This is a genomic window from Bradyrhizobium sp. URHD0069 (genome assembly GCF_000701345.1).
Lineage (GTDB): Bacteria > Pseudomonadota > Alphaproteobacteria > Rhizobiales > Xanthobacteraceae > Bradyrhizobium.
This window is the reverse complement of sequence record NZ_JNIJ01000009.1, coordinates 36,787-61,727: the sequence shown is the minus strand read 5'-3', so window position 1 is coordinate 61,727 and position 24,941 is coordinate 36,787. Positions and strand designations below refer to the sequence as shown.

Sequence of the window (24,941 nt, the reverse complement as noted above, 5' to 3'; positions counted from 1 at the left end):
TTGACATAACAAATAAGTTATATAATACGTTCGTTATGAATAACACGACGCCCCGACTGGATGCCGCATTTTCCGCGCTTGCTGATCCGACGCGGCGGGCGATCCTGGCGCGCCTTGCCTTGGGCGAAACGACGGTCATGGAAATTGCGAAGCCTTTCGAGATGACGCAGCCGGCCATCTCGCGCCACCTGAAAGTGCTTGAGGATGCGGGGCTGATTGTCCGTCGCGTTGAGGGCAGCAAGCGGCCCTGCCGCATCGCGCCGGACGCGATCGCGGATGTCGACAGATGGCTCGGCATGCTGCGCGAAGTATTGGCCAAAAACTACAACCGGCTGGATTCCATATTGGCTTCGATGATGGCCGACGAACGAAAGGAGCGACCATGAGCGCCATGACGCTTGTGACAGAGGGCGAGCGATATGTTGTCGTAACCCGATACTTCGCCGCCTCCCCCGAAGCGGTTTACCGTGCACACACGGAGCCGGCGCTGATCCAGAAATGGCTGCTCGGCCCGGACGGCTGGACGATGCCGGTCTGCATTAACGAAGCGAGACCGGGCGGGCAGATCCGCTACGAGTGGACCGATGGCAAGGACGGTGGATTCTACCTGACGGGCGAATACATCGAGCTGAAGCCGTTCAGCCGGATTGTACATGTCGAACGCATGCACCTGCCCGACCCGACACCAGCCAACCAGGTCGAAACGACTTTCGAACCGCAGGGAAGTGGCACGCTGATGACCATGCGGATGACTTTGCCGGATGCCGCGACGAGAGACGCGATGCTTTCAACCGGTATGGAATACGGTATGGAAGCGAGCTACGTGCGGCTTGAAAAGCTTTCCTTTAGTTAGTCATGGAGGGATGCCTATCCGCACCTCGCATGAACGATTTGCCGTTCTCCTGATCTCAGAGCTCCATGCGGCGTACCGCCGCCTCAACCGCCCCGGATGATCCGCACAAGCTCGCGCGCATGATCCTGAACGTCGCCGGTGTTGTTGATGGTGACATCAGGCGCGAACGCGCCATCGACGGCGCGACGAAGCCGGTGCTCGATCTGTCCATCACTGCTGCGAGCCCGCGCAGCAAGGCGCTCGGCGAGAACTTCAGGCGGCGCCGTGATCGAAATCACCGTGACATTGGCATAGGCGCGGCGCATCGCGTCAATCACGGTCCGCGACACATTGACGACCACCGTGCGTCCGGCGCGGATATCGCCATCGATCGCACGAGGCAATCCGTAGCAATGGCCATGCGCTTCCCAATGCATCGCGAACTGGTCCCGCACGAGCGCCTGCTGAAAGGCTTCGGGGCTCACCTGCTCGTTATCTTCAAAGGATGACGCTTCCCGCGTTACGACGCGGCGCGGAAATGCGATACCGGCATCAACGGCGCAGGCTGCCTTGGCCCGTCCGATCAGCGTGTCTTTGCCGGCGCCGCTGGGGCCGACCACCAGAATCAGCCGGCCGGGTCCAATCGCGGCTGGAGGATGATTGAATATAACCGGAATTTGCGTCACGCCACGCGATGTCCTTCGCGCCAGACACTGCGCACCACTGGAATGTCACGGGCAACATGCACACGAATCAAATCGGCGCGCTTGCCAACTGCGATCTCGCCCCGATCGGCGAGACCAACCGCTTCGGCAGGCGTCTTGGTGACGGTGCGGACGGCCGACGCCAGATCGATGGCAGGCGCATGCCGCGGCAATTGCAGTGCCGCCATCAGCAGGCTTGAGGGAATGTAGTCGGACGACAGGATATCCAGCAGCCCCTCGCGGGCGAGGTCGACCGCGGCGATATTGCCGGAATGCGAGCCGCCGCGCACCACGTTCGGCGCACCCATCAGGATGTCGATGCCGGCCTGGTGCAATCCGCGCGCGGCTTCCATCGTGGTCGGAAACTCCGCGACCGAAACGCAATCGCGAATCGCGTCGGTGACATTTTCGTCTGTCGTGTCGTCATGGCTGGCGAGCGGGATATCGTATTGATGCGCCAGCGCCACGATCTCACGCATATTGGTCGCCGCATGTGCCTTCTGATAGGCAAAACGCCGTTCGAACAGCGTGTCGAGCTCGGCGTCGGTCATGCCGGCGCCCTTGCCGCGATAGTAGTCGCGCAATTTGCCTTCATCGCGAAACTGCCGTTGCCCCGGGGTGTGATCCATCAGCGATATCAGCCGCACATCCGGCCGCCCCACCAGTTCTTTGGCCTCCTCGACCACACTCGGCATCGGAATTTCGCAGCGCAGATGCAGGAAATGATCGGCGCGCAACAGATTAGCGTCGCGCGCCGATGCGATCGCCTCGGCCAGCACACCTGCTCGACCGTCGACCTCCTCGGCACCATCCTCGCGCCACACCCGCAGCGAATCCAACACCGTCGTGATTCCCGATGTCGCCAATTGCCCGTCATAGGAGACGACGGCGGCGATCGGGTCCCAAAACACTTTTGGGCGCGGGACGTAATGCGCTTCGAGATGATCGGTGTGAAGCTCGATCAGGCCGGGCATGATCAGATCGCCGGCGACATCCTCGTTGCCTGCAGGTGCTTTGCCTTCGCCAAATTCGGCGACACGGCCATCCGCAAAGGCTATCCAGCCGCACGCGATCACGCGATCCGCCAGAACTATCCTGGCGTTGCCTATAATGGTTTCAGGTGAAGTCATCTCGATTGTCTTTCTTTATGCAGCGGCGGCAAATGACGTGACGTCAACGATCCGGTCGGCAATCAAATGGCGTATCTCATCGTCGTGGACGATCGCGGCCATGGCGACGCCGGCACGCTTCTTCTGCTCGATCAACTCGACCACCACGGCGCGATTGGCGGCATCGAGCGAAGCGGTCGGCTCATCCAGCAGCAAGATCGGCAGATCGGAGATGAAGCCGCGCGCGATGTTGACGCGCTGCTGCTCGCCTCCTGAGAACGTCGATGGCGGCAGCGCCCACAGCCGTTCAGGAATGTTGAGACGGCGCAACAACTGCCCTGCCCTCTCGCGCGCCTCGGCACGCGCCACTCCGTTCACGATCAGGGGCTCGGCCACCACGTCTGACGTCGCTACCCGCGGTACGGCGCGGAGGAACTGGCTGACATAGCCGATGGTGGCGCGGCGCACACTGAGGATTTGCCGCGGTTCGGCTTTGGCGAGATCGATCTGTACGCCTTCATGGCGGATACCGATACGCCCGCCGTCGCAGCGGTAATTGCCGAAGATCATCTTCAGGATCGACGATTTGCCCGCGCCAGACGGGCCGGACAGCACCACGCACTCGCCCGGCTCTACGCGAAACGAGACGCCACGCACCACAGGCAACTCTATCCCGTCTTGCAAGTGCATGACAAAAGTCTTTTCTGCATTGCTGATTTCGATCATCGCAGTCATTGGTGCACTCATGCCGGCAAAATCGAGGAGACGAGCAGCTGGGTGTAAGGCTCACGGGGATCATCGAGCACCTGGTCGGTCAGCCCGGTCTCGATCACACGGCCACCCTTCATCACCATGACACGATGCGACAACAGACGCGCGACGGCGAGATCATGGGTGACCACAATCGCCGCCAGGCCCAACTCGCTCACCAGATTGCGCATCAAATCGAGCAGGCGGGCCTGCACGGACACGTCGAGCCCGCCGGTCGGCTCATCCATAAACACAAGCCGCGGCTCGGTGACAAGATTGCGCGCAATCTGCAACCGCTGCCGCATGCCGCCGGAATAGGTGCGCGGCGCATCGTCGATGCGCCCAACGTCGATCTCGACACGCTCCAGCCAAGATGAGGCAGTGTCTCTAATCCGGCCGTAGTGATTCCATCCCACCGCCATCAGACGCTCGCCGACATTGGCCCCGGCCGAAACCGCCATCCGCAGTCCCTGCGCAGGATCCTGGTGCACATAGCCCCAGTCGGTGCGAAATAGAAACCGCCGCTCGGCCTCGCCCAGTGCCGCGAGGTCGCGCGTCACTCCGTCGCGCATCCGATACGAAACGCATCCTGCGTTGGGCACAAGCTGTGCCGACAGCAATTGCAGAAGCGTCGTCTTGCCCGATCCGGACTCGCCGACGATCGCCAGTACTTCGCCGGGGTAGAGCGCAAAGGACACGTCGCGGCAAGCGGTTAGCCGGCCATAGGCCTTGCTCAACCTGTCCGCGATCAGGAGGGGTTGATCGTCAGCCGCGGCGTCTTGATTTTCAGCCATGCGCTCTCTCCTTGTGCGGAGCCGCGTTTTCGCTGCCGCGATGGCCAGAGCTCTGGCGGGTCTCGCAGTAATCGGTGTCCGAGCAGACAAACATCCGGCCACCCCTGTCATCGGTAACGATTTCATCAAGGTAGGAATCTTCCGCGCCGCAAAGCGCGCACGGCGCATCGAACCGGTAGCGCGTGAATGGATGGTCTTCGAAGTCGAGCGACAATACGGACGTATGTGGCGGAATCGCATAAATGCGCTTCTCGCGCCCGGCACCAAATAACTGCAGCGCAGGACAATTGTCCATTTTCGGATTGTCGAATTTTGGCGTCGGCGACGGGTCCATCACGTAGCGCGCATTGACCTTCACGGGATAGGCGTAAGAGGTCGCGATGTGACCGAAGCGGGCGATGTCCTCGTAGAGCTTCACGTGAATCAATCCGTATTCGCCGAGCGCATGCATTCGGCGCGTCTCGGTTTCGCGCGGCTCGAGAAAACGCAGCGGCTCGGGGATCGGCACCTGATAGACTAGTACCTGCCCGCCATGCAGCGGCGCTTCCGGAATGCGGTGCCGGGTCTGGATCACTGTTGCGTCGGCGGTGGCGGTCGTGGTCGCGACGCCGGCAGTCTTGGCGAAGAACTTACGGATCGAAATCGCATTGGTAGTGTCGTCGGAGCCCTGATCGATCACCTTCAGCACATCGTTGGGGCCGAGGATCGCCGCCGTCACCTGCACACCGCCGGTGCCCCAGCCATAGGGCATCGGCATTTCCCGGCTGGCGAACGGCACCTGATAGCCGGGAATCGCGATTGCCTTAAGGATCGCGCGGCGGATCATTCGTTTGGTCTGCTCGTCCAGATAGGCAAAATTGTAAGCCGGCGCGTTCATTCCGCGGCCTCCTGCATGGGCGACGAGGCATCCGCCGCCTCGGAAAACTCGTTTCGGAGTTTACGCAGCAGACCAAGTTCGGACTGGAAGTCCACATAGTGCGGCAGCTTGAGGTGTTCGACGAAGCCGGTCGCCTGCACGTTGTCGGAATGCGACATTACAAACTCTTCGTCCTGGGCGGGAGCAATGATCTCCTCGCCGAGTTCGCGGGCGCGCAGGCTTCGGTCCACCAGCGCCATCGACATGGTCTTGCGCTCACTCTGTCCGAAGGCAAGACCGTAACCGCGCGTAAAGCACGGCGCTTCCGTGGCCGAGCCTTTGAACTGGTTGACCATCTGGCATTCAGTCAGCGTGATCGAGCCAAGCGGTACGGCGAAACCGGCGTCTTCGGCCATAAACTCCACTTCGACCTCGCCAAGGCGAATTTCGCCGGCGAACGGATGGCTGCGGCCGTAGCCGCGCTGCGACGAATAGCCGAGTGCCAGCAAAAAACCCTCATCGGCGCGGGCCAGATTCTGCAATCGCAGATCGCGGTCCGCGGGGAAGCTAAGCGGCTCGCGCGTAAGATCGCCGACCGGCAACACGGCGTCCGCTCTAGGTGACGCTTCGATCAGGCCGTCGCGGCCGAGAATGTCGGTCACGCGCGGCATCGCCACGGGAGATGTGTCTGATGTCGCGGGCGGTTCGGGAAGGAAACCATCAGCGAGTTGCGGGTCCAGCAGGCGATGGGTGTAATCGAAGGTGGGCCCAAGAATCTGGCCTCCCGGAATATCCTTAAACGTCGAGGAAATCCGGCGACGCACCTGCATCTGGCCCGTATCGACTGGTTCGGTCGCGCCGAAGCGCGGCAATGTGGCGCGAAAGGCACGGATCAGAAAGATCGCCTCGATCATGTCGCCGCGCGCCTGCTTGATGGCCAGCGCGGCGAGCTCGCGATCGTACAGCGAACCTTCGGTCATGACGCGATCGACGCCAAGGCTAAGTTGTTCCGATATCTGAGCAAGTGTGACTTCCGGAACATCGCGGTCGCCCCGCCGCTCATGCGCCAGCAGCCGATGCGCATTCTCGATGGCGCGCTCGCCTCCTTTGACGGCGACATACATGTTCAGTCTCCCTTCGCGACCAGGCGTGTGGTTCGCGGTATCGCGACAATCGCATTATCGGCCACCAATACGACGTCGATGCCGCGTGGAAACAGCGTGGCGTTGATGGCGAGCCGCTCAAACAAATCCGCAGGCTGGATCGCAGCCTGCAGGACAGCCGTGCCGTCGATGCCGGGGCCGCGCAATTCGAGCGTCGGACCTTGCGTCAGGCTTTCGACCTGCAGGATCACGGTTGTCGAGCGGTCGGGATACTCGTTGCTGCCAAAGGCAAAACGATCGAGCCCTGGAAGCGATCGCGCGTCACCTATCAACGCAAAGCTGCAGATCGAGGGATCGGCAATCACCGGCGCGCCCGTGTGAAACTTGAGCCATTTGACGACATCCGATGCCTCGGACATCAATGGGTCGAGCCACAGCGGCGTATCGTGATCGAACAGGGTCAAGGCGATCGCGGCGGTGCCGCGCATCACGCCGGCCGGCGCGCCGGCAGCGGCAGGGATTCCTTGAACGGTGCCCGGGCGGGCCATCGCATCCATCACCGAACGGAAGGTCGACTGCGCCAACAACACCTTGTCGGCGACCCCTGCTGGCAATTCGGCAACTCTGGTCATCGTTCAGCCCTCACCGCGCACCAGCGTGTAGAAATCGACCCGCGTCGCCGCAGCCTCCGCCGCCTTTTGGTTTCCTCGGGAAAGCATGGCCGCACGCAGCGGCGTGAGCACGGTTGCTTCCACCGTATCCGCGAATTCATTCGACTGCAGCAATGCGTCGCACAGCGCGATGAGCCGCGCCTTTTGTCCGTCTCGGCCGAGCGTGTAGCCGAAGCCGACCTCGCCGGTCGCCAGCCGCACCGCGGCGCGCGAGACGGTCGCCTCGCCGAGATTGAACGGCGCGCCGTCGCCGCCGATGCGGCCTCGAACCATCACTAAACCGTTCTCGGGTTCGCGCAGATTTTCGTAAGCCGGCAACGCGATCGCCGCGAGCCGTCCGGCAATCTCCCCCCCGTCGGAATGCGCGAGTGCCGCCATCGCAGCTTGGCGCTGCACCTGCTTACTGTTTTCTCGTGCCGCGATCATGTCAGCCTTGCCTGAATCAAGTTGTCTATGATATTAGACAACTTGATATCGAAGCGCCATGACTGTTTCGTGACAACAGAGTGATTTTTCCGATGGGTTTCCCCGGCTTTTCAACGCCATGACTGCGCAGGATATGGCCTCCGGCGTCGCTTTGTGGCGTCAGGTCGCCGACGGGATCGAGCGCGGCATCGCCAACGGCACTTTTGCCGGCGGCGAACGGTTGCCGGGCGAGATGGAGATCGCCGAAACTTATCGCGTCAACCGCCACACGGTGCGCCGGGCACTGGCGATGCTGGCAGAGCGCGGTCTGGTACGCGCCGAGCGCGGCAGCGGCACCTATGTTGAGACGCAACGCCTCGCTTATCCTCTGCGCTCGCGCACGCGCTTTTCGGAGATCGTCGGTGCCGGCGGCCGCGAGCCGCGCGGCCAATTGATCGGCGCTACCGAAGAACACGCGACCCGCGAACTGGCCCGGCAACTTGATTTGAAGACAGGCGCGCCGCTGATCCGGATTGAAGCGCTGCGGCTGGCCGACCGCACGCCGATTTGCGTGGGCACAACCTGGCTCGCCGCAGAGCGTTTTCCCGGCGCGGGGCGGATCTATGAGCGTGCACGCTCGATGACCAAAGTGCTGGAGCACTACGGCATCCGCGATTATCGCCGGGCCTCAACCCACGTCACTGCCGCCATTGTTGATGCCACGGACGCGGCGCGACTGGATCTGGCGCTCGGCCGTCCGATTCTTGTGGTCGACAGTACCGACATCGACGCCGACGGCACGCCATTGCTAACGACCCGCGCGCGCTTTGCCGCCGAGCGTGTCGAATTCGTCATCGAGAACAATTAGCCGCGCATCATACGACCGCGCGCCGCCCGATGATCGCAAAGCGAAGCTTGCTCGAAATCCAGTCGATCGCGGCGACTGCCACCAGAATCATCAGGATCAGGAACGACACTTTTTGCCATTCGAGCACGCGGATCTGCTCGGCCAGTTGCAGGCCGATGCCTCCGGCGCCGACGATGCCGATGATAGTCGCTGAGCGCGTGTTCGACTCGATGAAATACAGCACCTGCCCGGCGATAACGGGCAGCACCTGCGGCATCAGGCCAAACCGTATTTCGTGCAGCGCATTACCGCCGGATGCACGGATGCCTTCGACCTGCTTTCTGTCGGCGGCCTCGATCGCTTCGGAGAACAGCTTGCCGAACGCGCCGAAATCCGCGACCGCAATCGCCAGCACACCGGCAAAGGGGCCGAGCCCCACGACGTTGATCCAGACCAGCGCCCAGATCAGCGTATCAACACCGCGTATCGAGTCGAGAAACCGGCGGACCGGAAAGCGGAAGATACTGGAAGGCACGATGTTCCTGGCCGCCAGGAGGCTGACCGGCAGCGCGAAGACCGCGGCAAGGGTGGTCCCCAACAGCGCGATCGACAGGGTTTCCCCGAGCGCGACCAGATAGACCGGGAGCGAGGAGCCCGGATCGGGCGGGATCATCATTAGCGCGATCCAGCCCAGCTGGTGGAGGCCGGAGAAGAAACGTGACGGCGAAAACTCGAGATCGATCAGCCCGAATACAAAAACGGAAAACGCGGCGATCATCATAGTGGGCGTAGCCAGCCGCGCGGAAAGCGGTCGGTCGAATACTTCAGGATGTCGCGCGCGCAGACCCTCGAAATCCGGTTTTGGCGATTCAGTCATGCGTGCCGATCCCTGCCGAATAACCGCCCGCGTATCCAGCCGGTGCCGATATCGATGACGAACACGGTAAGGACGATCATCAGCAGGATCGCACTGACGTCGGAGTAATAGAACTTGCGGATCGCAACTACGAGCTCCTGTCCGATACCGCCGGCGCCAACGAAACCCATCACCGAGGCGCCGCGCACATTGATTTCAAAGCGCAGCAGCGTATAGCCGGCGAAGCCCGCCGCCACCTGCGGCAGAACCGCAAATCGCATACACGATATCCAGCCGGCGCCGGTAGATCGCACCCCCTCAACCGGCCTCATGTCGATATTCTCCACGATTTCGGAGTACTGCTTGCCAAGCGCGCCGATGCAATGGATCGTGATGGCGAGAACGCCCGCCATCGGACCTAGACCGAACGCGATGACGAAGATCAGTGCGAAGACAATATCTGGAACTGTCCGGCAAAATTCCAAGAAGCGCTTGACTAGGATACGTAACCAGGCTGCAGGCGCGGTGTTTTCCGCCGCGAGAAAATTGAGCGCAAACGCAAGCACGGCACCAGCCAGTGTACCGACATAGCTGATCAGGATGGTCTCGCCCAGCAACAATGACCATTTTTGCCAGCCCCAGAGCCATTCGCCGATATTGGTCCAGACCCGTGTGCCATCCTCGAGAGTGAGGACGCGGTCGAAATAGCTTACGAAATTTCCAAAATGGGTGAAGAACGTCCGCAGATTCACTTCCGCGCCGACTGCGGCGATGATCAGCGTTGCAACAAACACCGCCGTTGCCAGCGCAAAGCGCAGGCGCTTGCGCGCGACCGCCTTGCGATAGGCGTCATTCAACACCGCCAGCTGTTGCGCCGGAAGAATGGAAACGGCAATCGTCATTGGACTTGCTGCTTTGGGAATTTTGAAACGGAAAAAGCCGGGTCGTTGCAGACCCGGCTTATCCCGTCCCGGCGATGCTTAGGACGCCTTCTTCTTGCGGAGATTATCCACAAACTTGATCAGGTCGATGGTCCCGTCCCAATCCTTGGTCGTGGCGGGATTGAACGCCTTTTTCTGGCCGTCGGACAGTCGCTCGAAAGCGGCTTTGTCTTTCGTCGGCGAGTCGAAGAACGCCTTGGCGATGGCGGCTTTCAGATCTTCGGGGAGCCCCGAATTGTACGCATAAGGCCCGTTCATGATCGGCGCCGATTTGTGGATGATCCGGAAATCCTCCTTCTTCATCGGCGTGCCGTCCGCGTTCTTCAGCATGCCCTTGTGCAACATCTGCACGAGGGTCGAGTCGTCGTCATTGGTCCATTGATTGGCCGCGATTTCCACGGTGCCTTGGGAAAGCGCCAGCATTGCGTTTTCGTGACTGCCGGTGAAGACGACCTTGCCGAAATAGCTATCGGCGTCGGAAATGCCCATTTTATCCAGTTCGAAGCGGGGAACGTTGTTGCCGGAAGTCGAGTTGGGATCGACCAGGCCGAGATTCTTGCCCTTCAATTGGTCAATGCTCTTGTATGGGCTGCTCGCCTTCACGAAGAACACCGAATAATAGCCCGTGCTGCCATCGGAATTGATGTCATTGGCGAAGGCATCGGTCTTGACGCCGGTCAGCCGTGCGCGAGCGAAAGACGCTGAACCGTAGCTCGCGATGTGAATGTTGCCGGCACGTTGGCCTTCGATCACCGCCGCATAGTCGTTGGCAATGCGCAAGGTAACTTTCACGCCGAGTTCTTTGGCCAGATAAGCCACGAATGGTGTCCAGCGCTCGGTGACACCGGAGGCGTTCTCTGCCGGCACCACCGCGAAGGTCAACTCCGGATACTTCGTTTTCCAGTCCTGCGCCGATGCGGCGGTGGCGCTGAAGGCCAGCGCTGCCGCGCCGGCCAGGATGATACGGCGATTGATCATGACGTCCTCTTTTTCCTCTGTTGAAGTCGGCGCTTGCGGGTTCGCAGAACGCGCTGATGATGAGGCGGATGTTCAGGCCGCGGCAGCCGTGCCGAAAGCCGGAATAGTCGAATCGGCAGACGCATGGGTTGGCGCGGTGCCCATCACTTCATTGGCCTCGAGATCGTAAAGCTCGCGTGCGATATGATCGGTCAGCATCGCAGGCGCGCCGTCGAACACTACACGGCCGGACGCCATGCCAATCAGGCGATCGCAGTAAGTCCGCGCCAGATCGAGCGAATGCAGGTTGCAAATCACGGTGATGCCGAAATGCTTGTTGATGCGCAGCAACGCGTCCATCACGATCCGGGTGTTGCGCGGATCCAGCGACGCGATCGGCTCGTCGGCAAGAATAATGTCGGGCTCCTGGACCAGCGCGCGGGCAATCGCGACGCGTTGTTGCTGACCGCCGGAGAGCTGGTCGGCGCGCTGCGCCGCCAACGAAGCCATATCGAATTGCTCGAGCGCCGACATGGCCAGCGCCTTTTCCTCATCGGGCCAAAGCTGCGTCAGCGAGCGCCAAGATGGGATTTCGGCGAGCCGTCCCATCAACACGTTGGTCAGCACATCGAGTCGGCCGACGAGATTGAATTGCTGAAATATCATCGCCGACCGTGCGCGCCATTGCCGCAGTTGCTTGCCGCGCAGCGCGGTCACATCGAGACCATCGAACAAAATCCTCCCCTCTGATGGCTCGGCGAGGCGATTGATCATCCGCAGCAGCGTCGACTTGCCGGCGCCGGACCGACCGATCACACCGACAAAGCCGCCGGGAGAAATTGAGAACGATGCATCATCTACCGCAGCCTTTGTACCAAAGCGGCACGTCAAACCTTCAACCACGAGCATGCGGTTCTCCAGAACGTTTAGCTGTCATCATCGCTAGCGTCTGGATTCTACAGTTGTGTGACAGTCTCGCTGCAGTGCGGCCGCCATCCACACTTGAGTCAGCTGTCATGCAGCCGTCATTATGCTGTCATCAAGCCCATCGATGACGTGCGGTCTTGGGACCATTGCCAACGCTCCTGGAATCTCACATGGCCGGCAAAATGCTTTCCGTTGAACCGACCATCGATCCAACCGCGAAATTGCACGACAGTAAGCTCGGCGCCTATTGCGAGGTCGGCGCGCGTACGGTCCTGCTCGACGTGGCGATGGACGACTATTCCTATGTCGTCAACGACGCGCAGATCACCTACACCACGATCGGAAAATTCTGTTCAATCGCGGCAATGACGCGGATCAACCCGGGCAATCATCCCATGCACAGGGCTTCGCAGGCGCACTTCACCTATCGCGCCAGCGCGTATTTTCCGAGCGAGAGTGACGAGGCGGAGTTTTTCGAATGGCGGCGCGGACATCGCGTCCACATCGGGCATGATGTCTGGATCGGGCATGGCGCAATCGTGTTACCGGGCCGCAGCGTCGGCAGCGGCGCCGTGGTCGCGGCGGGCGCCATCGTGACCAAGGACGTCCCCGCTTACACCATCGTCGCGGGAAATCCGGCGCGAACGATCAGACGCCGGTTTCCGGAAGCCATTGCCAACCGGCTGGCGGAGCTTGCGTGGTGGGATTGGGACCATGAAACAATCCGCAGCGCCCTGCCCGATTTTCGGAAATTGACGGTCGAGGATTTCCTCGCAAAATATGCGACCGTTTCCGGTCGTTCACACACCAGACGACGAAGTGCGACATCGTGACGGACATATCAGTCGAAGGCGGCCGAGCTCTTCTCGGCGGAGAACTTTTTGAAACTTCGCTACAGATCGCGGGCGGTATAATCGGCGCTGTGGGTGCAGAGCATGGGCGCGGATCGCTCGGCATCGATGCGCGGAACCTGCTGGTACTCCCTGGAATCGTCGACTTGCATGGCGACGCGTTCGAGCGGCAGATGATGCCGCGTTCAGGTGTCGATTTCCCTGTCGACATCGCTTTGGTCGATAGCGACCGGCAGGCAATCGCAAATGGCATTACCACGGTTTTTCACGCCACGACATGGTCGTGGGAGCCGGGCCTTCGAAGCGGCAACAATGCAAGGCAATTGCTTGAGGCAATCGAGGCCATGAGGCCGCAACTCGCGGCGGACACCCGCTTCCACCTGCGCCATGAAACGCACAATCTCGATGCCGAAACCGAAATCGGCCAATGGTTGTCCGAGCGACGCATCGATCTGTTCGCATTCAATGACCACATGGATTCGACGGTTGCTGACCTTGCGAAGCCGCAGAAACGAAGCCGCATGGTCGAACGTACCGGTCTTTCGAACGAGGAGTTCGATCGCCTGGTGAACTGCATCGTTTCCCGCGCTCACGATGTGCCGGCATCGATTGCGCGGCTGGCCAAAGCCGGGCAAGCCGCAGGCATCCGAATGCTGTCGCATGACGACGAAAGTCCGGAGATGCGCAGGTCATTTCGGGCCCGGGGCGTTGATATCGCCGAATTTCCGGTCAACGAGGAGACCGCACGCGAGGCCGCCGAAGCCGGCGATTTCATCGTGTTTGGCGCGCCTAATGTCGTGCGCGGCGGCAGCCATACCGGATGGACCAAGGCGGCCGACATGATCGCCAAGGGCTTATGTTCGATCCTTGCATCCGACTATTACTATCCGGCGCAACTATTGGCTGCGTTCCGCCTTGCTGCCGACGGCGTGCTGCCGCTTGCTGAAGCATGGGACCTGATTTCGGCAGCGCCGGCCCGGGCTGCGGGTCTTCCAGATCGGGGGGTTCTGGCTGAGAGATATCGCGCCGATATCATTCTCGTCGACGACGAAGCGCCGCTGCGCCCGCGCATCATTGCCGTCATCGCCGCCGGCCGTCTGGTACATCTGACGGACGCCAATCGTTTGATCCGCTCCTCAGCCGTTCCGCGAATGGCTGTTGCAGCCGCGTAAAGTGGCTCTATTCTCAGCTGATGGCCGACTATCCGCGCTACGCGATCTACTATGCTCCAGCACCGGGTAGCGACCTCGATCGCTTCGGCGGGCATTTGCTCGGCTATGACGCGCATTCGGGCGACGATCTGCGCTTTCCCGATGAGATAACAAAATCGGTGCCGGATTGGCGGGACCTGACCAAGGAGCCACGCAAATACGGCTTTCATGCTACGCTGAAAGCGCCGTTCTCGCGGTCGCCTGCCAAGAGCGAGGCCGAGCTTCTTGCCGCGTGCAAGGCATTCGCCAACAAGCCGCGGCCAATACCGGTCATCAGGCCCGTCGTGGGTGCGATCAGCGGCTTTGTCGCTGTGATCCCGGCGGAGCCCTCGGCGGAGCTCAGCCGGCTTGCCGCCGATTGTGTCCGCGAATTCGATCCATTCCGTGCGCTCCTTACTTCCGAAGACCGTGCGCGACGAAATCCTTCCCAATTGACGCCGATCCAACGTGAGCACCTCGACGGTTGGGGATATCCATACGTCATGGAAGACTTCCGCTTCCACATGACGCTGACGGGTCGACTTGCTGCTGAGCGACGCGAGCTGGTCTTGAAGATGCTGCGGAACAGCTTTTCGGCAATCGGTCTCAAGTCTCTTGCGATCGACAGGATCGCGCTATTCCGTCAGGACGACGTTGATCGGCCATTTCGGATCGTCAGCCATTGGCAACTTCGCATCGGGGATATACTCGATCGGAGTCCCTAGTCATGACAGACGAGGAACCCAGCGGAAGTGTCCGCGGTCAGGCAGGAAACAACGCCGGATGGATTGCCATCTTCTCTACGCCTGATGGCCTTAGAGGCGCAGGCCATGCCCTACGCAGGCCATGCCCTACGCAGGCCATGCCCTACAATGATGTCACTGCATTATGTGCGACGGGAGCAAAGGACTTTTGACTTAAGGCGGGCTTCTTCGGCTGGCGGTGCACCACCGTCGGGATGCGATCTCATTTCATAAGCATGGCCCGAACGGATTCGACGTCGGCGAACCGATCCAAAACCGCTCGACGACCGGCAAGCATGAGGTCATCGTAGGTCTGTTCACCTCTGCTGGCGCACTCCAGGATCCTGCTAGCGACGAAAGTGCGCGCCGAATTCGAGTTTGCAGGGATGTGCCGACAGACTTCGTCAAGAGCGGCCCGCATAGCCATAACAGTTTGACTGTCAAATTGCTTCATGCACGTCCTCCATTGGTGCTCTTGTAACGAAGGCTCGTCGCAATTTCAGTCCGATGGATGACATAGAGAAACACTTTTCCGGCTCGGAACTTTTGGCCAACGCTGCTCGCAACCGCCGGCCGCAGCACACGACTTTGCCGGCAGCAGAGGCACTAATCATGGCCGTGATCTGTCTCTGCCTGGCACTATGAGGGGTCGGGTATGCCCCGGCGGGCGGAAGCCGGGACCGTCTTGGAAAGCTCCGGCTCGACAGGGGATCAAAGCCGAAGCGCGGACTCGACTCTTTCGAGCCCGTAAGGTTCCGATGCGGAATGACGACTTACCAAGCAAGCTGCAAATGCGGTGCGCTTTATGCTGCTGCCAGGATCGACGTTCTTCGGCGTCTTCTTCTCTCGCTGTGGCGTCATCTTCGCAGGATCGGGAGCATCGGGGACGCCGCGCGGCGGTTATTTCCTGGCACGGCGTCGCGATGCAGCGAAGATCACTGGCGGCGCCGCCCGGTTCACGACCTCGCGCATGGCGAAACTCGATTGGATTCGCGCCACCCGCGGCAATCGAGAAAGCTCGGTTCGGTGAATGCGTTCGAAGTCCTCGATATCGCGCGCCATCACAATGACGATGTAGTCGTCGCTTCCTGACATCAGGAAACATCGAACCACCGACGGACAGTCGACGACCGCGGCCTCGAATGATTTTAGCGCATCCTCGTTTTGGCTTTCCAGCGTGACCCGGACCAAAACGGTGGTGGAGAGCCCGAAGCGCGTTAAATCCAGAACGGCCTGATAGCCGCGGATGAAACCTTCTTCCTCCAGCACCTTCTGCCGTCGGGCGATCGCAGTGCTCGAAAGCCCGACCCGCTTGGCGAGATCGACCTGGCTGGCTCGGGCATTGATCGCGAGCTCCGACAGGATCGTGGTGTCGATGTTATCGAGGTGATCGACCTTCATCTGTTTTGATTCCTGCGCAAATACCCATATTTGGGGCAAGTTCCGGCGAAAATTCGCAATAGGCCATCAAGATCGCAAGGATTCAAACCAAAGTCCTACCCATATTATTGGCATGGTTCGACAAGAGGAGTGTACAGCGATGCGCGTCGGTGTGCCGAAAGAGATCAAAATCCACGAGTATCGGGTTGGCCTGACACCAGGCACGGTTCGCGAGTATGCGGCTGCAGGTCACAGCGTGGTCGTCGAGACGAATGCAGGTGCCGGAATCGGAGCGACTGATGAGGACTACCGCAAGGCGGGGGCCGTTATCGCCGACACCGCCACCGAGATTTTCGCCGCAGCCGATATGATCGTGAAGGTCAAGGAGCCTCAGGCTCGCGAATGGTCCCAGCTACGCGAGGGCCAGATCATCTTTACCTACCTGCATCTGGCACCGGACCCGGAGCAGGCAAAGGGTCTGATGGCCTCCGGCTGCACGGCGATTGCCTATGAGACGGTTACCGATGCGAAGGGGGGCCTACCCCTGCTGGCTCCCATGAGCGAGGTGGCGGGAAGGCTTTCGATCGAAGCGGCGGGCTCCGCCCTCAAGCGCAGCGCGGGTGGCCGCGGCATCTTGTTGGGCGGTGTGCCGGGCGTGGTGCCGGCCCGCGTTGTGGTCATCGGCGGCGGGGTCGTCGGCACGCACGCTGCGCGAATGGCCGTTGGGCTCGGCGCGGAGGTCACGATCCTGGACCGGTCAATCCCCCGGCTGCGCGAACTCGACGAGCTGTTCACGGGGCGAGTCCGTACACGCTTCCCGACGACCGAGGCGATCGAGCAGGAGGTCTTTGCTGCCGACGTCGTGATCGGCGCCGTTCTCGTTCCCGGCGCGAGCGCGCCTAAGCTGGTCACCCGGGAGATGCTGAAGTCGATGCGACGGGGTTCGGTAGTGGTGGATGTTGCGATCGATCAGGGCGGCTGTTTCGAGACGTCCCGTCCGACGACCCACGCCGATCCGACCTATGAGGTCGACGGCATCATCCATTACTGCGTTGCGAATATGCCCGGTGCGGTTCCCCTCACCTCGAGCCAGGCCCTCAACAACGCCACGCTGCCGTTCGGCCTGGCGATCGCAAGCCAGGGCTTCGCAGCCGTAACGCAGGATCCGCATTTGCGGGCAGGTCTGAATGTTCACCGCGGCCGTATCACCAATAAAGCGGTGGCCGAGAGTCTCGGCCTCTCCTGCCCACCGGACGCGATTGCCGCCTGAACCCGGCGCGCTACCGGTTGCTATTTTATTCAGTCGTACGCGCCGGTATCGCGGCGCCGTCTCAGTGGCGATGCCACGCCGCATGAGGAATTTTCAGGACGGGAAGTTGGCTTCCCTGATCTGGATTCGGTCGGCATGCAGCGACCACTCGCAAAGCGCCTCGGTTTCGCAGAACTTCTTTTTTGCCAGTTCTTTGGCCTGGCCCTCATTTAAGGCGTCAATTTCCAGGGAGCGCTGGCAAATTTCGATCTCGCGGCCGTTTCCGCCGAGCACGTCCTTCATAAAGCGTACGACAAATCGCGACATGGGATATCTCCTCTTGGGCCCGTCGCGCCAAGTTGGGCGTATATAGCTTTACCACGTGGAGAGCGGTTTGACGCAAATTAAAACCGCGTAAACAAGCGAATCTTGCCCGCCGCGTTCCGCAAGCGGCTCTACGAGCACGACGTGCTCCAAGAGGCGCAAGCCGCGGCGGCAACGCGGACGTAGCTTGATGGTGGGGATTGCAGGTCTGCTTACGCGCCTGCAGCCGGCAGGCTGGCCGCCGCAATAGCAACGATCTGGGCCAGACGGCGTCCGATCCGGGACCGCATAGAGCGCAGCATTGAACCGAACCGCCGCATATTGCCGTTTCCCTCTCGCGCCCGCGCAAACAATCGTTCCGCGAAGAAGAGCGCAGCACGCAAAATGGCCCCGCCCGAGAGTTGTGTCGAGGCCGCGGCGAAAATAGCAACGCCGCCGTTGTGCGGCCGTTGACCCACAGGATGTATTGCCGCATTCCGCCCGGGAACGCTCGAAATTTTCTCTGCTAAACTGCGCGCTCGAAGCGCCGGTCCGAAACCGCTACGCCGGGGTAAAACCGAAAGTCCGCTCGAAACGCTCGGCGTAGCGAGGCCAAACTTCCGGGTTAATGATGCGCGGCGGCCGCTTTCCATCGAACGCATTGAGTATTTGCTCGGCGGCAATCCTGCCCATATTGGTCCGCGCTTCCCCAGTCACTCCCGCCGTATGCGGGCTGGCGAGCACATTGTCGAACTGCAGCAGCGGATGATCCGGAGGCGGCGGTTCTTTGGCCCAAACGTCGAGACCCGCGCCTGCAATACGCTTGTTGCGCAGCACCTCGAGGAGAGCGGCTTCATCGTGGATAAAGCCCCGCGCCGTCGTGATAAAATACGCATGCGGCTGCATCAGCGCGAATTCGCGCGCGCCGATCATGCCGCGGCTTTCCTTCGTCAGCGGACAGGAGATCGACACGTAGTCCGATCGGCGCAGCAGCTCATCCAGCTCGACCTTCTCGCCGCCGCGGGCCGCCATCTCGGCCGCCGAGAGATAGGGATCATAGGCCAGCACCTTCATGCCGAGCAGGCCGTGGCAGAGTGCGGCGATGCGGCGGCCGACGTTTCCTAGTCCGACGATGCCGATCGTCTTGCCCTGCGCCTCGGTGCCGATCAAAGCATTGCGATTCACATTCGCCTCGCGCCGCAGCGCACGGTCGGCCTCGAGGATTCGCTTCGACAGCGTGAGCAGCATTCCGAGCGCATGTTCGGCCACGGAGTGCGCATTGCCGCCGGATTGATTGACGACCAGCACGCCCGCGGCCGTGCAGGCCTCGACGTCAACGGGGTCATAGCCGGCGCCATTGCTCGAGACGATCAGCAGGTTCGGCGCCCGCCGCAGCAAGCCCTGATCGACATGGAAATGCTTCGCCAGTTCGTCGCGCGCCGCACCTATTTGATAGGCGTGCGCAGCCGCCAGAATCGGCGCGGCGATCTCATCGGTGCTTTCGTTCTCGAGCCGGTCGAGGCGCACATCGGGCCGCGCCCGCAGCATATCGGCATAGATCTCGTGCGCCAAATATTTGACGTAGAACACGCGCTTGTTGTTGACGGGCATAGCAGACCTTAAGTTCGGGGAGGCCATAGCGGGGTTGGTCACGAGGATGTGGTGCTGGGGTCGCCAGCTCCGGCGGTACTTGTTCTATCGCACGCCCGCATAGCCGTATCGCCGCGAGGCGCAGATCACGGGTACGATCAGGACATGTTGACAATCCCGCAGATCGCGTCAAGTTTTGGCGCCTCGGCAGGACGGCCGCGAGTACGTCACGAACGAAAAATCGCCGCGCAGTTAAGGGAGAGTTCAATGGCGGCTGCCGAGGGAAAAACCTCGTTCAAGAGCTTGGATGAGAAGGCGTTGGATGAGAAGCCCTCTCGTGAGAAAGCCTGGCATGAGGTGGTGCTGCAAACGCTCAAGCGCAACGACATCAGGCTGGTACCCTACGTTCCCGACCGCGTGCTGACGACGCTGATCAAGAATCTTCACGCCGATCCGTTCTTCACGACGTTTCCCACCGCGCGCGAGGAAGAAGCGGTCGGCATCGTCTCCGGCGCGTGGATGGGCGGCGTGCGCGGCGCCGTGCTGATGCAGACGAGCGGATTCGCGACGCTGGCAAATGTGCTGGCGTCGCTGGCGATCCCTTATCAGATTCCACTGATCATGTTCGTGTCGGAACGCGGCACGCTCGGCGAATTCAATTACGGGCAATCGCTGGTCTGCCGCACCATGCGGCCGGTGCTCGACTCTCTGGCGATGGAGCACCACACCGCGACCCGGCTCGACGAGTTCGAGTTCATCGTCGATCGATCGATCAAGCAGGCCATCACGACGCAGGCGCCGGTGGCGCTGATCCTGTCGCCGCTTTTGACCGGCGGCAAAGTGTTCGACAAGTGAGCGGCCGCATGAGCAAGGAAGCAAACAGCCCCGCCCGCAATACCAAGGTGATGAACCGGTTCGACCTCACCTCGCGCCTGGTCGCGAAGCTGAAGAACGAGGAAGCCGTCATCGGCGGCATCGGCAATACGAATTTCGATCTATGGGCGGCCGGGCATCGCCCGCAAAATTTCTACATGCTGGGCAGCATGGGCCTCGCCTTTCCGATCGCCCTCGGCGTCGCGCTGGCCCAACCCCAGCGCCGGGTTTTCGCGCTTGAAGGAGATGGCTCGCTATTGATGCAACTGGGATGCCTGTCGACCATTGCGACGCTGGCGCCGAAAAACCTCACCATGATCGTGATGGATAACGGCGTTTACCAAATCACCGGCGCGCAACCGACCCCCGCCGCGGAAGTTTCGGATATCGTTGCCATCGCGACCGGCTGCGGCCTCGCCAACAGTGCCTGGGCCGCCGACGAAGAGGACTTCGAGCGGCTTGTCGAACAATCCTTGTCAGGTTCCGGACCGACACTGATTGCGGTGCGCATCGACGAAAAGCCGGGGGTCGGGGCCACCCGCCGCGATCCCGTGCAGATCAGGGAACGCTTCATGCTCGGCCTCGGCGTGCGGCAAGCGCTATGACCAGAGGAACTTCGGGGTTAATGGGTTCAGCTAACCGGGAGAAAATTTCAGCCCAACAACTGGCGCCCATTTTTTCGGCAGACCTGTAGCCGCTTTTGCGGAACACGCGCGCGGGCCCCGTTAACTACAGGGACATCGCGAGTTATCGTGAGAGGATATCCAATCGATGAATCGTGATATCCTCATCTCCATGACAACAACCATCCTGAAATCATTGGCCTGGCTTCTGGCCGCCGCCGTCACCTTCGCAACCCTGGGACCGCCAAGCTTGCGGCCGCAGTTCGGTCTTGGTCAGGATGGCGAGCATGCGCTGGCTTTCATCCTGATCGGGCTGGCGTTTGGTCTGGCCTACACGTCGAATCGGCTGCTCATCTCGGCGATTTCCGTCGTGATGATCGGCGTCATCGAAATCCTGCAGTTATGGGCGCCGGGAAGGCATGCGAGGTTTGAGGACTTTGTGGTCGATGCGCTCGCAGCCTGTGTCGGGCTCGCCGTCGCTGCCGGACTGGATCGCGCAGTTCAACGATCGCGTCGAGCCAACGCCAACGCGTCATGACATGAGAAATCCTCGCGGGAGCGCATCCCGCGAGGATTGGCTCATAAATGTTTGTCCGACTACTCGATGATCTTGATGATCTTGCGCGTCCTCGGCTCGACGATCACGCGGCGGTCATTGACAACCGCATAGCGATATTCGGTGTAGTTGGGAACCGGCCGCAGTTCGACGGTCGAAGGCAGCGGCTCACCCACAACGATCCGCTCCCGCACAGTAACGGACGGCGCGCGCTCACCCTGAATCGAGCCGATCACGGCGTTCGGGATTTCCAGGCCAGCGCCGACGGCCCCGCCGACGGTGCCACCGACGACTTCGCCGACCGGGCCAGCGACTGCGCCGCCGGTCCTGGCACCTTCCGCCGCACCGGTCGCGGTGGTGGATTGAGCATACGCCGCGCCGGACGCAAAAAGCGACGCCGCAAGCAACGAAACAGCAAGACGGTTCTTCATCATGTCCTCCAGTAAAATTGGCGATACTGGTCAACAAACGGACAGGATGGATGTTCCGGCGTCTTGCGACGGTTCCACAATGGGCGCGCTTCACTTCCGATAACGAAGTTCCAAAAAAATGGAGCAGCGCCACAAAAATGCCGCCCGGAAACCGGACGGCATTTTAGGGGCTCTGCTTGTTTGAGGATTTTACAACAGGCCTGCTCCACGCGCCCATTTGTATTTGGCGCCGAGCACGGCGACCGGGATTTCAGTCGAATAGGCATAAGCGACAATGCCGTTCTGATAGAGATAATCGGCCGCTTCCTCGACCTCGATATCCCCTGCCAGCGACGCCACGATCGGTTTTTCGATGCCTTTCGCCTTCATCTCGTTCTTCACTTCGACCATGTTCTTCGCAAACACCATCGGCGGCGTCACAATGGTGTGCCAGTAGCCGAGGATCAGCGCGTGGATGCGCGGATCTTCGAGCCCGAGCTTCACGGTGTTGACGTAAGTGATCGGCGGCTCGCCGCCGGTGATATCAACCGGATTGCCCGCCGCGCCGAACGGCGGGATGAACTTGCGGAACGCCGCATCGAGATCCGGCGGAATGGTCATCAGGGAGAGCTTGTTGTCGACGCAGGCGTCCGACAGCAGCACGCCTGACCCGCCTGCCCCGGTGATGATGACGATGTTCTCGCCCTTGGGCGTCGGCAGCACCGGAATGCCGCGGGCGAATTCCAGCATGTCGCGCAGCGAACGGGCGCGAATCACGCCGGACTGGTTGAACACGTCCTCATAGATCTTGTCGTCACCGGCCAGCGCGCCGGTGTGCGAGCTCGCGGCCTTGGCACCGGCCGAGGTACGGCCGGCCTTCAGCACCACGATCGGCTTCTTCTTCGAGACCCGTTTCGCGACTTCGGCGAAGGCGCGGCCATCCTTCAGGTCTTCGCAATGCTGCGCGATGATCTGGGTGTTGTCGTCCTGCTCGAAGAACGTCAGCAAATCGTCCTCGTCGATATCCGACTTGTTGCCGAGGCCGACGATCGCGGAGACGCCCATCTTGGCGGAGCGCGAGAAGCCGATGATCGCCATGCCGATGCCGCCAGACTGCGACGACAGCGCCGCCGAGCCCTTGACGTCGTAGGCGGTGCAGAACGTCGCGCACAGATTGGCGTGGGTGTAATAGAAGCCATAGATGTTCGGCCCCATCAGGCGGATGCCGTATTTCTGGCCGATGGCCTGGATTTCCTCCTGGCCCTTCATATTGCCGGTTTCGGCATAGCCAGATGGAATCAGGATCGCGCCGACGATTTTCTTCTCGCCGCATTCGGTGAGCGCCGAGGCGACGAAATTGGCTGGAATGGCGAACACGGCGATATCGATCTCGCCGGGCACATCCTTGACCGACTTGTAGACCTTCTTGCCCATGATCTCATCGGCCTTGGGATGGATCGGGTAGATCTCGCCCTTGTAGCCGCCGTTGATGAGGTTCTTCATCACGGAGTTGCCGATCTTGCCGTTCTCGGCGGAGGCGCCGATGACCGCAACCGCCTTCGGCTTCATGATCCGGTTCATCTGACGCACGATGTCGTCGTGGTTAGGACGCGGACGCGGCGGTTTCGGCGCGAAGTCGACGACGATACGCACGTCGGCGGCAATCGCGTTGGCCTTGGTGGCGAACACCGGGTTCAGATCCATCTCGGCGATTTCAGGAAAATCGGTGATAAGCCGCGAGACGTTGACGATGATATCGGCGATCGCATCGCGGTTGACCGGGTCGCTGCCGCGCACGCCCTTGAGCATCTCATGGGCCTGGATGCCGTCCAGCATCGAGAGCGCATCCTGCTTGGTCGCCGGCGCGAGCCGGAAGGTGATGTCTTTGAGCACCTCGACCAGCACGCCGCCAAGGCCGAAGGCCACGAGCTTGCCGAACGATCCGTCGGTGACCGCACCGATAATGACTTCCTGCCCGCCCAGCAGCATCTGCTGGACCTGAATGCCCTCGATCTTGGCGTCGGACTTGTATTTCTTGGCGTTCGCCAAAATGGTGGCGTAATTCTTTTCGACGTCCGCAGCGGTCTTCACTCCCACCATCACGCCGCCCGCTTCAGTCTTGTGAAGAATATCCGGCGAGACAATCTTCATGACGACCGGGAAGCCCATGTCGGTCGCGATCTTCGATGCTTCACTTGCGGATTTGGCGACCCCCTCCTTCGGAACCGGAATTCCGTAGGCATCGCACACCAGTTTGCCTTCCGGCGCCGTCAGACTTGTGCGTTTGTCCGCTTTGACCAGGCCGAGGATATTGCGGACCGCATCTTTGGAATTCGACATTGGCTTCCTCCTTGAGATCGATTTTTTTGGTTCGTCGGCAGCGTGGGCGGCTTCAAAATCGTGACCGCCTGCGCACCCTTGATCGGTGTTCCCCGTGATGGCAACGCGCATTCACGCTTGCCGCGGCCTGGTTCCGGACGCAGGATCAAAATGGCTAGTGATGGCATTTGGTATGCCAGAAGCGAACTTGTCAAGGTACGGCATCGGACAGAACTACTGAAAACACACGCAACTTGACATTCTGGCATTTGGTATGCCAAAAATAAATGTGCTATCTTTTGTTAAACAGACGTCTCCCGCGAGGAGATCAGTCGTGCCCATACTGAAACAAACCAAGGCGTCGCCCACCATGGCCGAGCCAGAGATCGCAATCGTCCGAATTGCCCCGGAGACGAGCTTCAAGAACAAGGCTTATGAGGCCTTGAAGGAAGCCATCTTGAAGATGGACATTTATGCGACGCCCGAACCGGTCATGCTCGACGAGCGCGCCCTGTCGGAGCGCCTCGGGGTCAGCCGGACCCCGATCCGCGAAGCGATCGCGATGCTGGAGCAGGACGGCTTCGTCAGGACCGTGCCACGCCGCGGTATTGTGGTCGTACGTCGGACCAAGAGCGAGATCGTAGACATGATCCGGGCCTGGGCCGCGCTCGAGAGCATGGCCGCGCGGCTGATCACGACCACCGCCCGCAAGAAGGACATTTCCGCGCTGCGCGACTTTTTCAGGAATTTTGGCAAAGATCGCCTGCCGCAGGATCACGTCGAAGAATATTCCAAGGCCAACATCGCCTTTCACCAGGCGCTGATCTCGCTCAGCGAGTCGCCGGTGCTGGTCGATATGACCAACGATATCCTGCTGCACGTTCGCGGCTACCGGCAGTTAACGATCGGACGGGTGGATCGCACCGCGGTGTCGCTGCCCGAGCATCTGGCCATCATCGAAGCGCTCGAAGAACGCAACACCGAGCTTGCGGAAAAGCGCGCGCGCGATCACACGCTCGGCCTTGCCGCTTATGTCGAAGCCCACGGACAAGAACTCTTTAGCTAACTGCAGTCTTCACTTCGGGCGACGACTTGGAAGGCA

The 24,941-nt window shown here is 60.9% G+C and carries 28 protein-coding genes; 11 read left to right on the top strand and 17 right to left on the bottom strand.

All coding sequences use genetic code 11. The features are described 5' to 3' along the window. Nucleotides 1-35 precede the first annotated feature (35 nt). A complete protein-coding gene (locus N554_RS0103305) occupies nucleotides 36-386 on the top strand; it encodes an ArsR/SmtB family transcription factor (RefSeq protein WP_029582169.1) in 351 nt (116 codons plus the stop codon). Continuing rightward, a complete protein-coding gene (locus N554_RS0103300) occupies nucleotides 383-853 on the top strand; it encodes an SRPBCC domain-containing protein (protein ID WP_029582168.1) in 471 nt (156 codons plus the stop codon). Before N554_RS0103305 ends, N554_RS0103300 begins: the two co-directional genes overlap by 4 nt. A gap of 83 nt (nucleotides 854-936) precedes the next feature. Here N554_RS0103300 and phnN read toward each other — a convergent pair whose 3' ends face one another. Genes phnN through phnG form a run of 8 tightly spaced genes read right to left on the bottom strand, consistent with a single transcriptional unit; the run spans nucleotide 937 to nucleotide 7,245 of the window. After that, complete coding sequence (phnN, locus tag N554_RS0103295) at nucleotides 937-1,518, bottom strand: phosphonate metabolism protein/1,5-bisphosphokinase (PRPP-forming) PhnN (RefSeq protein ID WP_051677281.1); 582 nt, start codon at nucleotides 1,516-1,518, stop codon at nucleotides 937-939. After that, complete coding sequence (locus N554_RS0103290; RefSeq protein WP_029582166.1) at nucleotides 1,515-2,666, bottom strand: alpha-D-ribose 1-methylphosphonate 5-triphosphate diphosphatase; 1,152 nt, start codon at nucleotides 2,664-2,666, stop codon at nucleotides 1,515-1,517. Before N554_RS0103290 ends, phnN begins: the two co-directional genes overlap by 4 nt. A 15-nt stretch (nucleotides 2,667-2,681) precedes the next feature. After that, nucleotides 2,682-3,380 carry a phosphonate C-P lyase system protein PhnL gene (gene phnL / locus N554_RS0103285; RefSeq protein ID WP_029582165.1) on the bottom strand — a complete coding sequence of 233 codons (699 nt, stop codon included), beginning with the start codon at nucleotides 3,378-3,380 and terminating at the stop codon, nucleotides 2,682-2,684. Nucleotides 3,381-3,388: 8 nt separating this feature from the next. Next, nucleotides 3,389-4,189, bottom strand: a complete 801-nt coding sequence (phnK, locus tag N554_RS0103280; RefSeq protein WP_029582164.1) for a phosphonate C-P lyase system protein PhnK — start codon at nucleotides 4,187-4,189, stop codon at nucleotides 3,389-3,391. Then, nucleotides 4,182-5,066, bottom strand: a complete 885-nt coding sequence (locus N554_RS0103275; RefSeq protein WP_029582163.1) for an alpha-D-ribose 1-methylphosphonate 5-phosphate C-P-lyase PhnJ — start codon at nucleotides 5,064-5,066, stop codon at nucleotides 4,182-4,184. The genes phnK and N554_RS0103275 overlap by 8 nt, the downstream gene beginning before the upstream one ends. Next, nucleotides 5,063-6,169: a carbon-phosphorus lyase complex subunit gene (locus N554_RS0103270; RefSeq protein WP_029582162.1), complete on the bottom strand. Its 1,107-nt coding sequence runs from the start codon at nucleotides 6,167-6,169 to the stop codon at nucleotides 5,063-5,065. The genes N554_RS0103275 and N554_RS0103270 overlap by 4 nt, the downstream gene beginning before the upstream one ends. Before the next feature lie 2 nt (nucleotides 6,170-6,171). Next, nucleotides 6,172-6,780, bottom strand: coding sequence for a phosphonate C-P lyase system protein PhnH (gene phnH / locus N554_RS0103265; protein ID WP_029582161.1), 609 nt, complete (start codon nucleotides 6,778-6,780; stop codon nucleotides 6,172-6,174). Nucleotides 6,781-6,783: 3 nt separating this feature from the next. After that, the gene (phnG, locus tag N554_RS0103260) at nucleotides 6,784-7,245 is read right to left on the bottom strand and encodes a phosphonate C-P lyase system protein PhnG (protein ID WP_029582160.1); all 462 of its coding nucleotides are present in this window, start codon (nucleotides 7,243-7,245) and stop codon (nucleotides 6,784-6,786) included. 118 nt (nucleotides 7,246-7,363) lie between these two features. On the opposite strand from phnG, the gene phnF reads away from it, so the two are divergent. Further along, nucleotides 7,364-8,092, top strand: coding sequence for a phosphonate metabolism transcriptional regulator PhnF (gene phnF, locus N554_RS0103255; RefSeq protein ID WP_029582159.1), 729 nt, complete (start codon nucleotides 7,364-7,366; stop codon nucleotides 8,090-8,092). 7 nt (nucleotides 8,093-8,099) lie between these two features. Here phnF and phnE (N554_RS0103250) read toward each other — a convergent pair whose 3' ends face one another. From phnE (N554_RS0103250) to phnC, 4 genes are all read right to left on the bottom strand, one after another. Continuing rightward, nucleotides 8,100-8,948 carry a phosphonate ABC transporter, permease protein PhnE gene (gene phnE / locus N554_RS0103250; protein ID WP_029582158.1) on the bottom strand — a complete coding sequence of 283 codons (849 nt, stop codon included), beginning with the start codon at nucleotides 8,946-8,948 and terminating at the stop codon, nucleotides 8,100-8,102. After that, nucleotides 8,945-9,829, bottom strand: a complete 885-nt coding sequence (gene phnE / locus N554_RS0103245; RefSeq protein ID WP_029582157.1) for a phosphonate ABC transporter, permease protein PhnE — start codon at nucleotides 9,827-9,829, stop codon at nucleotides 8,945-8,947. Before phnE (N554_RS0103245) ends, phnE (N554_RS0103250) begins: the two co-directional genes overlap by 4 nt. A 78-nt stretch (nucleotides 9,830-9,907) precedes the next feature. Beyond that, nucleotides 9,908-10,846, bottom strand: coding sequence for a phosphonate ABC transporter substrate-binding protein (phnD, locus tag N554_RS0103240; protein WP_029582156.1), 939 nt, complete (start codon nucleotides 10,844-10,846; stop codon nucleotides 9,908-9,910). 72 nt (nucleotides 10,847-10,918) lie between these two features. Next, nucleotides 10,919-11,734, bottom strand: a complete 816-nt coding sequence (phnC, locus tag N554_RS0103235; protein ID WP_029582155.1) for a phosphonate ABC transporter ATP-binding protein — start codon at nucleotides 11,732-11,734, stop codon at nucleotides 10,919-10,921. Between the two features lie 188 nt (nucleotides 11,735-11,922). Here phnC and N554_RS0103230 point away from each other — a divergent pair, with 188 nt between their 5' ends. Genes N554_RS0103230 through N554_RS0103220 form a run of 3 tightly spaced genes read left to right on the top strand, consistent with a single transcriptional unit; the run spans nucleotide 11,923 to nucleotide 14,518 of the window. Next, nucleotides 11,923-12,585 (top strand): transferase hexapeptide repeat family protein, encoded by a 663-nt coding sequence (locus N554_RS0103230; RefSeq protein ID WP_029582154.1) that lies wholly within the window; start codon nucleotides 11,923-11,925, stop codon nucleotides 12,583-12,585. Further along, complete coding sequence (locus N554_RS0103225; protein WP_029582153.1) at nucleotides 12,582-13,775, top strand: alpha-D-ribose 1-methylphosphonate 5-triphosphate diphosphatase; 1,194 nt, start codon at nucleotides 12,582-12,584, stop codon at nucleotides 13,773-13,775. The genes N554_RS0103230 and N554_RS0103225 overlap by 4 nt, the downstream gene beginning before the upstream one ends. Nucleotides 13,776-13,795: 20 nt before the next feature. Next, on the top strand, nucleotides 13,796-14,518 hold the full coding sequence (locus N554_RS0103220) for a DUF1045 domain-containing protein (protein ID WP_029582152.1): 723 nt from the start codon (nucleotides 13,796-13,798) through the stop codon (nucleotides 14,516-14,518). Nucleotides 14,519-15,436: 918 nt separating this feature from the next. On the opposite strand, the gene N554_RS0103210 is transcribed toward N554_RS0103220, so the two are convergent. Continuing rightward, a complete protein-coding gene (locus N554_RS0103210) occupies nucleotides 15,437-15,937 on the bottom strand; it encodes an Lrp/AsnC family transcriptional regulator (protein WP_029582150.1) in 501 nt (166 codons plus the stop codon). 139 nt (nucleotides 15,938-16,076) lie between these two features. Between N554_RS0103210 and ald the strand changes: the two genes are divergently transcribed. Further along, the gene (gene ald, locus N554_RS0103205) at nucleotides 16,077-17,186 is read left to right on the top strand and encodes an alanine dehydrogenase (RefSeq protein WP_029582149.1); all 1,110 of its coding nucleotides are present in this window, start codon (nucleotides 16,077-16,079) and stop codon (nucleotides 17,184-17,186) included. Nucleotides 17,187-17,279: 93 nt separating this feature from the next. Here ald and N554_RS0103200 read toward each other — a convergent pair whose 3' ends face one another. After that, the gene (locus tag N554_RS0103200; RefSeq protein WP_029582148.1) at nucleotides 17,280-17,492 is read right to left on the bottom strand and encodes a hypothetical protein; all 213 of its coding nucleotides are present in this window, start codon (nucleotides 17,490-17,492) and stop codon (nucleotides 17,280-17,282) included. 537 nt (nucleotides 17,493-18,029) lie between these two features. Further along, nucleotides 18,030-19,079: a hydroxyacid dehydrogenase gene (locus tag N554_RS0103190; RefSeq protein WP_029582146.1), complete on the bottom strand. Its 1,050-nt coding sequence runs from the start codon at nucleotides 19,077-19,079 to the stop codon at nucleotides 18,030-18,032. Between the two features lie 246 nt (nucleotides 19,080-19,325). On the opposite strand from N554_RS0103190, the gene N554_RS0103185 reads away from it, so the two are divergent. The 3 genes from N554_RS0103185 (at nucleotide 19,326) to N554_RS0103175 (ending at nucleotide 21,092) form a co-directional block, all read left to right on the top strand. Beyond that, nucleotides 19,326-19,913, top strand: a complete 588-nt coding sequence (locus tag N554_RS0103185) for a thiamine pyrophosphate-binding protein (RefSeq protein WP_029582145.1) — start codon at nucleotides 19,326-19,328, stop codon at nucleotides 19,911-19,913. 8 nt (nucleotides 19,914-19,921) lie between these two features. Further along, nucleotides 19,922-20,536: a thiamine pyrophosphate-dependent enzyme gene (locus N554_RS0103180; protein WP_029582144.1), complete on the top strand. Its 615-nt coding sequence runs from the start codon at nucleotides 19,922-19,924 to the stop codon at nucleotides 20,534-20,536. 166 nt (nucleotides 20,537-20,702) lie between these two features. Beyond that, nucleotides 20,703-21,092, top strand: a complete 390-nt coding sequence (locus N554_RS0103175; RefSeq protein ID WP_245283505.1) for a VanZ family protein — start codon at nucleotides 20,703-20,705, stop codon at nucleotides 21,090-21,092. 59 nt (nucleotides 21,093-21,151) lie between these two features. On the opposite strand, the gene N554_RS0103170 is transcribed toward N554_RS0103175, so the two are convergent. Continuing rightward, nucleotides 21,152-21,541 (bottom strand): DUF1236 domain-containing protein, encoded by a 390-nt coding sequence (locus N554_RS0103170; RefSeq protein WP_029582142.1) that lies wholly within the window; start codon nucleotides 21,539-21,541, stop codon nucleotides 21,152-21,154. A gap of 189 nt (nucleotides 21,542-21,730) precedes the next feature. After that, the gene (locus N554_RS0103165; protein WP_029582141.1) at nucleotides 21,731-23,860 is read right to left on the bottom strand and encodes an acetate--CoA ligase family protein; all 2,130 of its coding nucleotides are present in this window, start codon (nucleotides 23,858-23,860) and stop codon (nucleotides 21,731-21,733) included. A gap of 349 nt (nucleotides 23,861-24,209) precedes the next feature. On the opposite strand from N554_RS0103165, the gene N554_RS0103160 reads away from it, so the two are divergent. After that, nucleotides 24,210-24,905 carry a GntR family transcriptional regulator gene (locus N554_RS0103160; RefSeq protein ID WP_051677303.1) on the top strand — a complete coding sequence of 232 codons (696 nt, stop codon included), beginning with the start codon at nucleotides 24,210-24,212 and terminating at the stop codon, nucleotides 24,903-24,905. Nucleotides 24,906-24,941: the final 36 nt, after the last annotated feature.

What these genes read in the sequence shown, in the direction of transcription:
- N554_RS0103305 (WP_029582169.1), top strand. Translation starts at nt 36, where the DNA reads ATGAATAACACGACGCCCCGACTGGATGCCGCATTTTCCGCGCTTGCT.
- N554_RS0103300 (WP_029582168.1), top strand. Translation starts at nt 383, where the DNA reads ATGAGCGCCATGACGCTTGTGACAGAGGGCGAGCGATATGTTGTCGTA.
- N554_RS0103290 (WP_029582166.1), bottom strand. Translation starts at nt 2,666, where the DNA reads ATGACTTCACCTGAAACCATTATAGGCAACGCCAGGATAGTTCTGGCG.
- phnL (WP_029582165.1), bottom strand. Translation starts at nt 3,380, where the DNA reads ATGACTGCGATGATCGAAATCAGCAATGCAGAAAAGACTTTTGTCATG.
- phnK (WP_029582164.1), bottom strand. Translation starts at nt 4,189, where the DNA reads ATGGCTGAAAATCAAGACGCCGCGGCTGACGATCAACCCCTCCTGATC.
- N554_RS0103275 (WP_029582163.1), bottom strand. Translation starts at nt 5,066, where the DNA reads ATGAACGCGCCGGCTTACAATTTTGCCTATCTGGACGAGCAGACCAAA.
- N554_RS0103270 (WP_029582162.1), bottom strand. Translation starts at nt 6,169, where the DNA reads ATGTATGTCGCCGTCAAAGGAGGCGAGCGCGCCATCGAGAATGCGCAT.
- phnH (WP_029582161.1), bottom strand. Translation starts at nt 6,780, where the DNA reads ATGACCAGAGTTGCCGAATTGCCAGCAGGGGTCGCCGACAAGGTGTTG.
- phnG (WP_029582160.1), bottom strand. Translation starts at nt 7,245, where the DNA reads ATGATCGCGGCACGAGAAAACAGTAAGCAGGTGCAGCGCCAAGCTGCG.
- phnF (WP_029582159.1), top strand. Translation starts at nt 7,364, where the DNA reads ATGACTGCGCAGGATATGGCCTCCGGCGTCGCTTTGTGGCGTCAGGTC.
- phnE (WP_029582158.1), bottom strand. Translation starts at nt 8,948, where the DNA reads ATGACTGAATCGCCAAAACCGGATTTCGAGGGTCTGCGCGCGCGACAT.
- phnE (WP_029582157.1), bottom strand. Translation starts at nt 9,829, where the DNA reads ATGACGATTGCCGTTTCCATTCTTCCGGCGCAACAGCTGGCGGTGTTG.
- phnD (WP_029582156.1), bottom strand. Translation starts at nt 10,846, where the DNA reads ATGATCAATCGCCGTATCATCCTGGCCGGCGCGGCAGCGCTGGCCTTC.
- phnC (WP_029582155.1), bottom strand. Translation starts at nt 11,734, where the DNA reads ATGCTCGTGGTTGAAGGTTTGACGTGCCGCTTTGGTACAAAGGCTGCG.
- N554_RS0103230 (WP_029582154.1), top strand. Translation starts at nt 11,923, where the DNA reads ATGGCCGGCAAAATGCTTTCCGTTGAACCGACCATCGATCCAACCGCG.
- N554_RS0103220 (WP_029582152.1), top strand. Translation starts at nt 13,796, where the DNA reads ATGGCCGACTATCCGCGCTACGCGATCTACTATGCTCCAGCACCGGGT.
- N554_RS0103210 (WP_029582150.1), bottom strand. Translation starts at nt 15,937, where the DNA reads ATGAAGGTCGATCACCTCGATAACATCGACACCACGATCCTGTCGGAG.
- ald (WP_029582149.1), top strand. Translation starts at nt 16,077, where the DNA reads ATGCGCGTCGGTGTGCCGAAAGAGATCAAAATCCACGAGTATCGGGTT.
- N554_RS0103200 (WP_029582148.1), bottom strand. Translation starts at nt 17,492, where the DNA reads ATGTCGCGATTTGTCGTACGCTTTATGAAGGACGTGCTCGGCGGAAAC.
- N554_RS0103190 (WP_029582146.1), bottom strand. Translation starts at nt 19,079, where the DNA reads ATGCCCGTCAACAACAAGCGCGTGTTCTACGTCAAATATTTGGCGCAC.
- N554_RS0103185 (WP_029582145.1), top strand. Translation starts at nt 19,326, where the DNA reads ATGGCGGCTGCCGAGGGAAAAACCTCGTTCAAGAGCTTGGATGAGAAG.
- N554_RS0103180 (WP_029582144.1), top strand. Translation starts at nt 19,922, where the DNA reads ATGAGCAAGGAAGCAAACAGCCCCGCCCGCAATACCAAGGTGATGAAC.
- N554_RS0103175 (WP_245283505.1), top strand. Translation starts at nt 20,703, where the DNA reads ATGAATCGTGATATCCTCATCTCCATGACAACAACCATCCTGAAATCA.
- N554_RS0103170 (WP_029582142.1), bottom strand. Translation starts at nt 21,541, where the DNA reads ATGAAGAACCGTCTTGCTGTTTCGTTGCTTGCGGCGTCGCTTTTTGCG.
- N554_RS0103165 (WP_029582141.1), bottom strand. Translation starts at nt 23,860, where the DNA reads ATGTCGAATTCCAAAGATGCGGTCCGCAATATCCTCGGCCTGGTCAAA.
- N554_RS0103160 (WP_051677303.1), top strand. Translation starts at nt 24,210, where the DNA reads ATGGCCGAGCCAGAGATCGCAATCGTCCGAATTGCCCCGGAGACGAGC.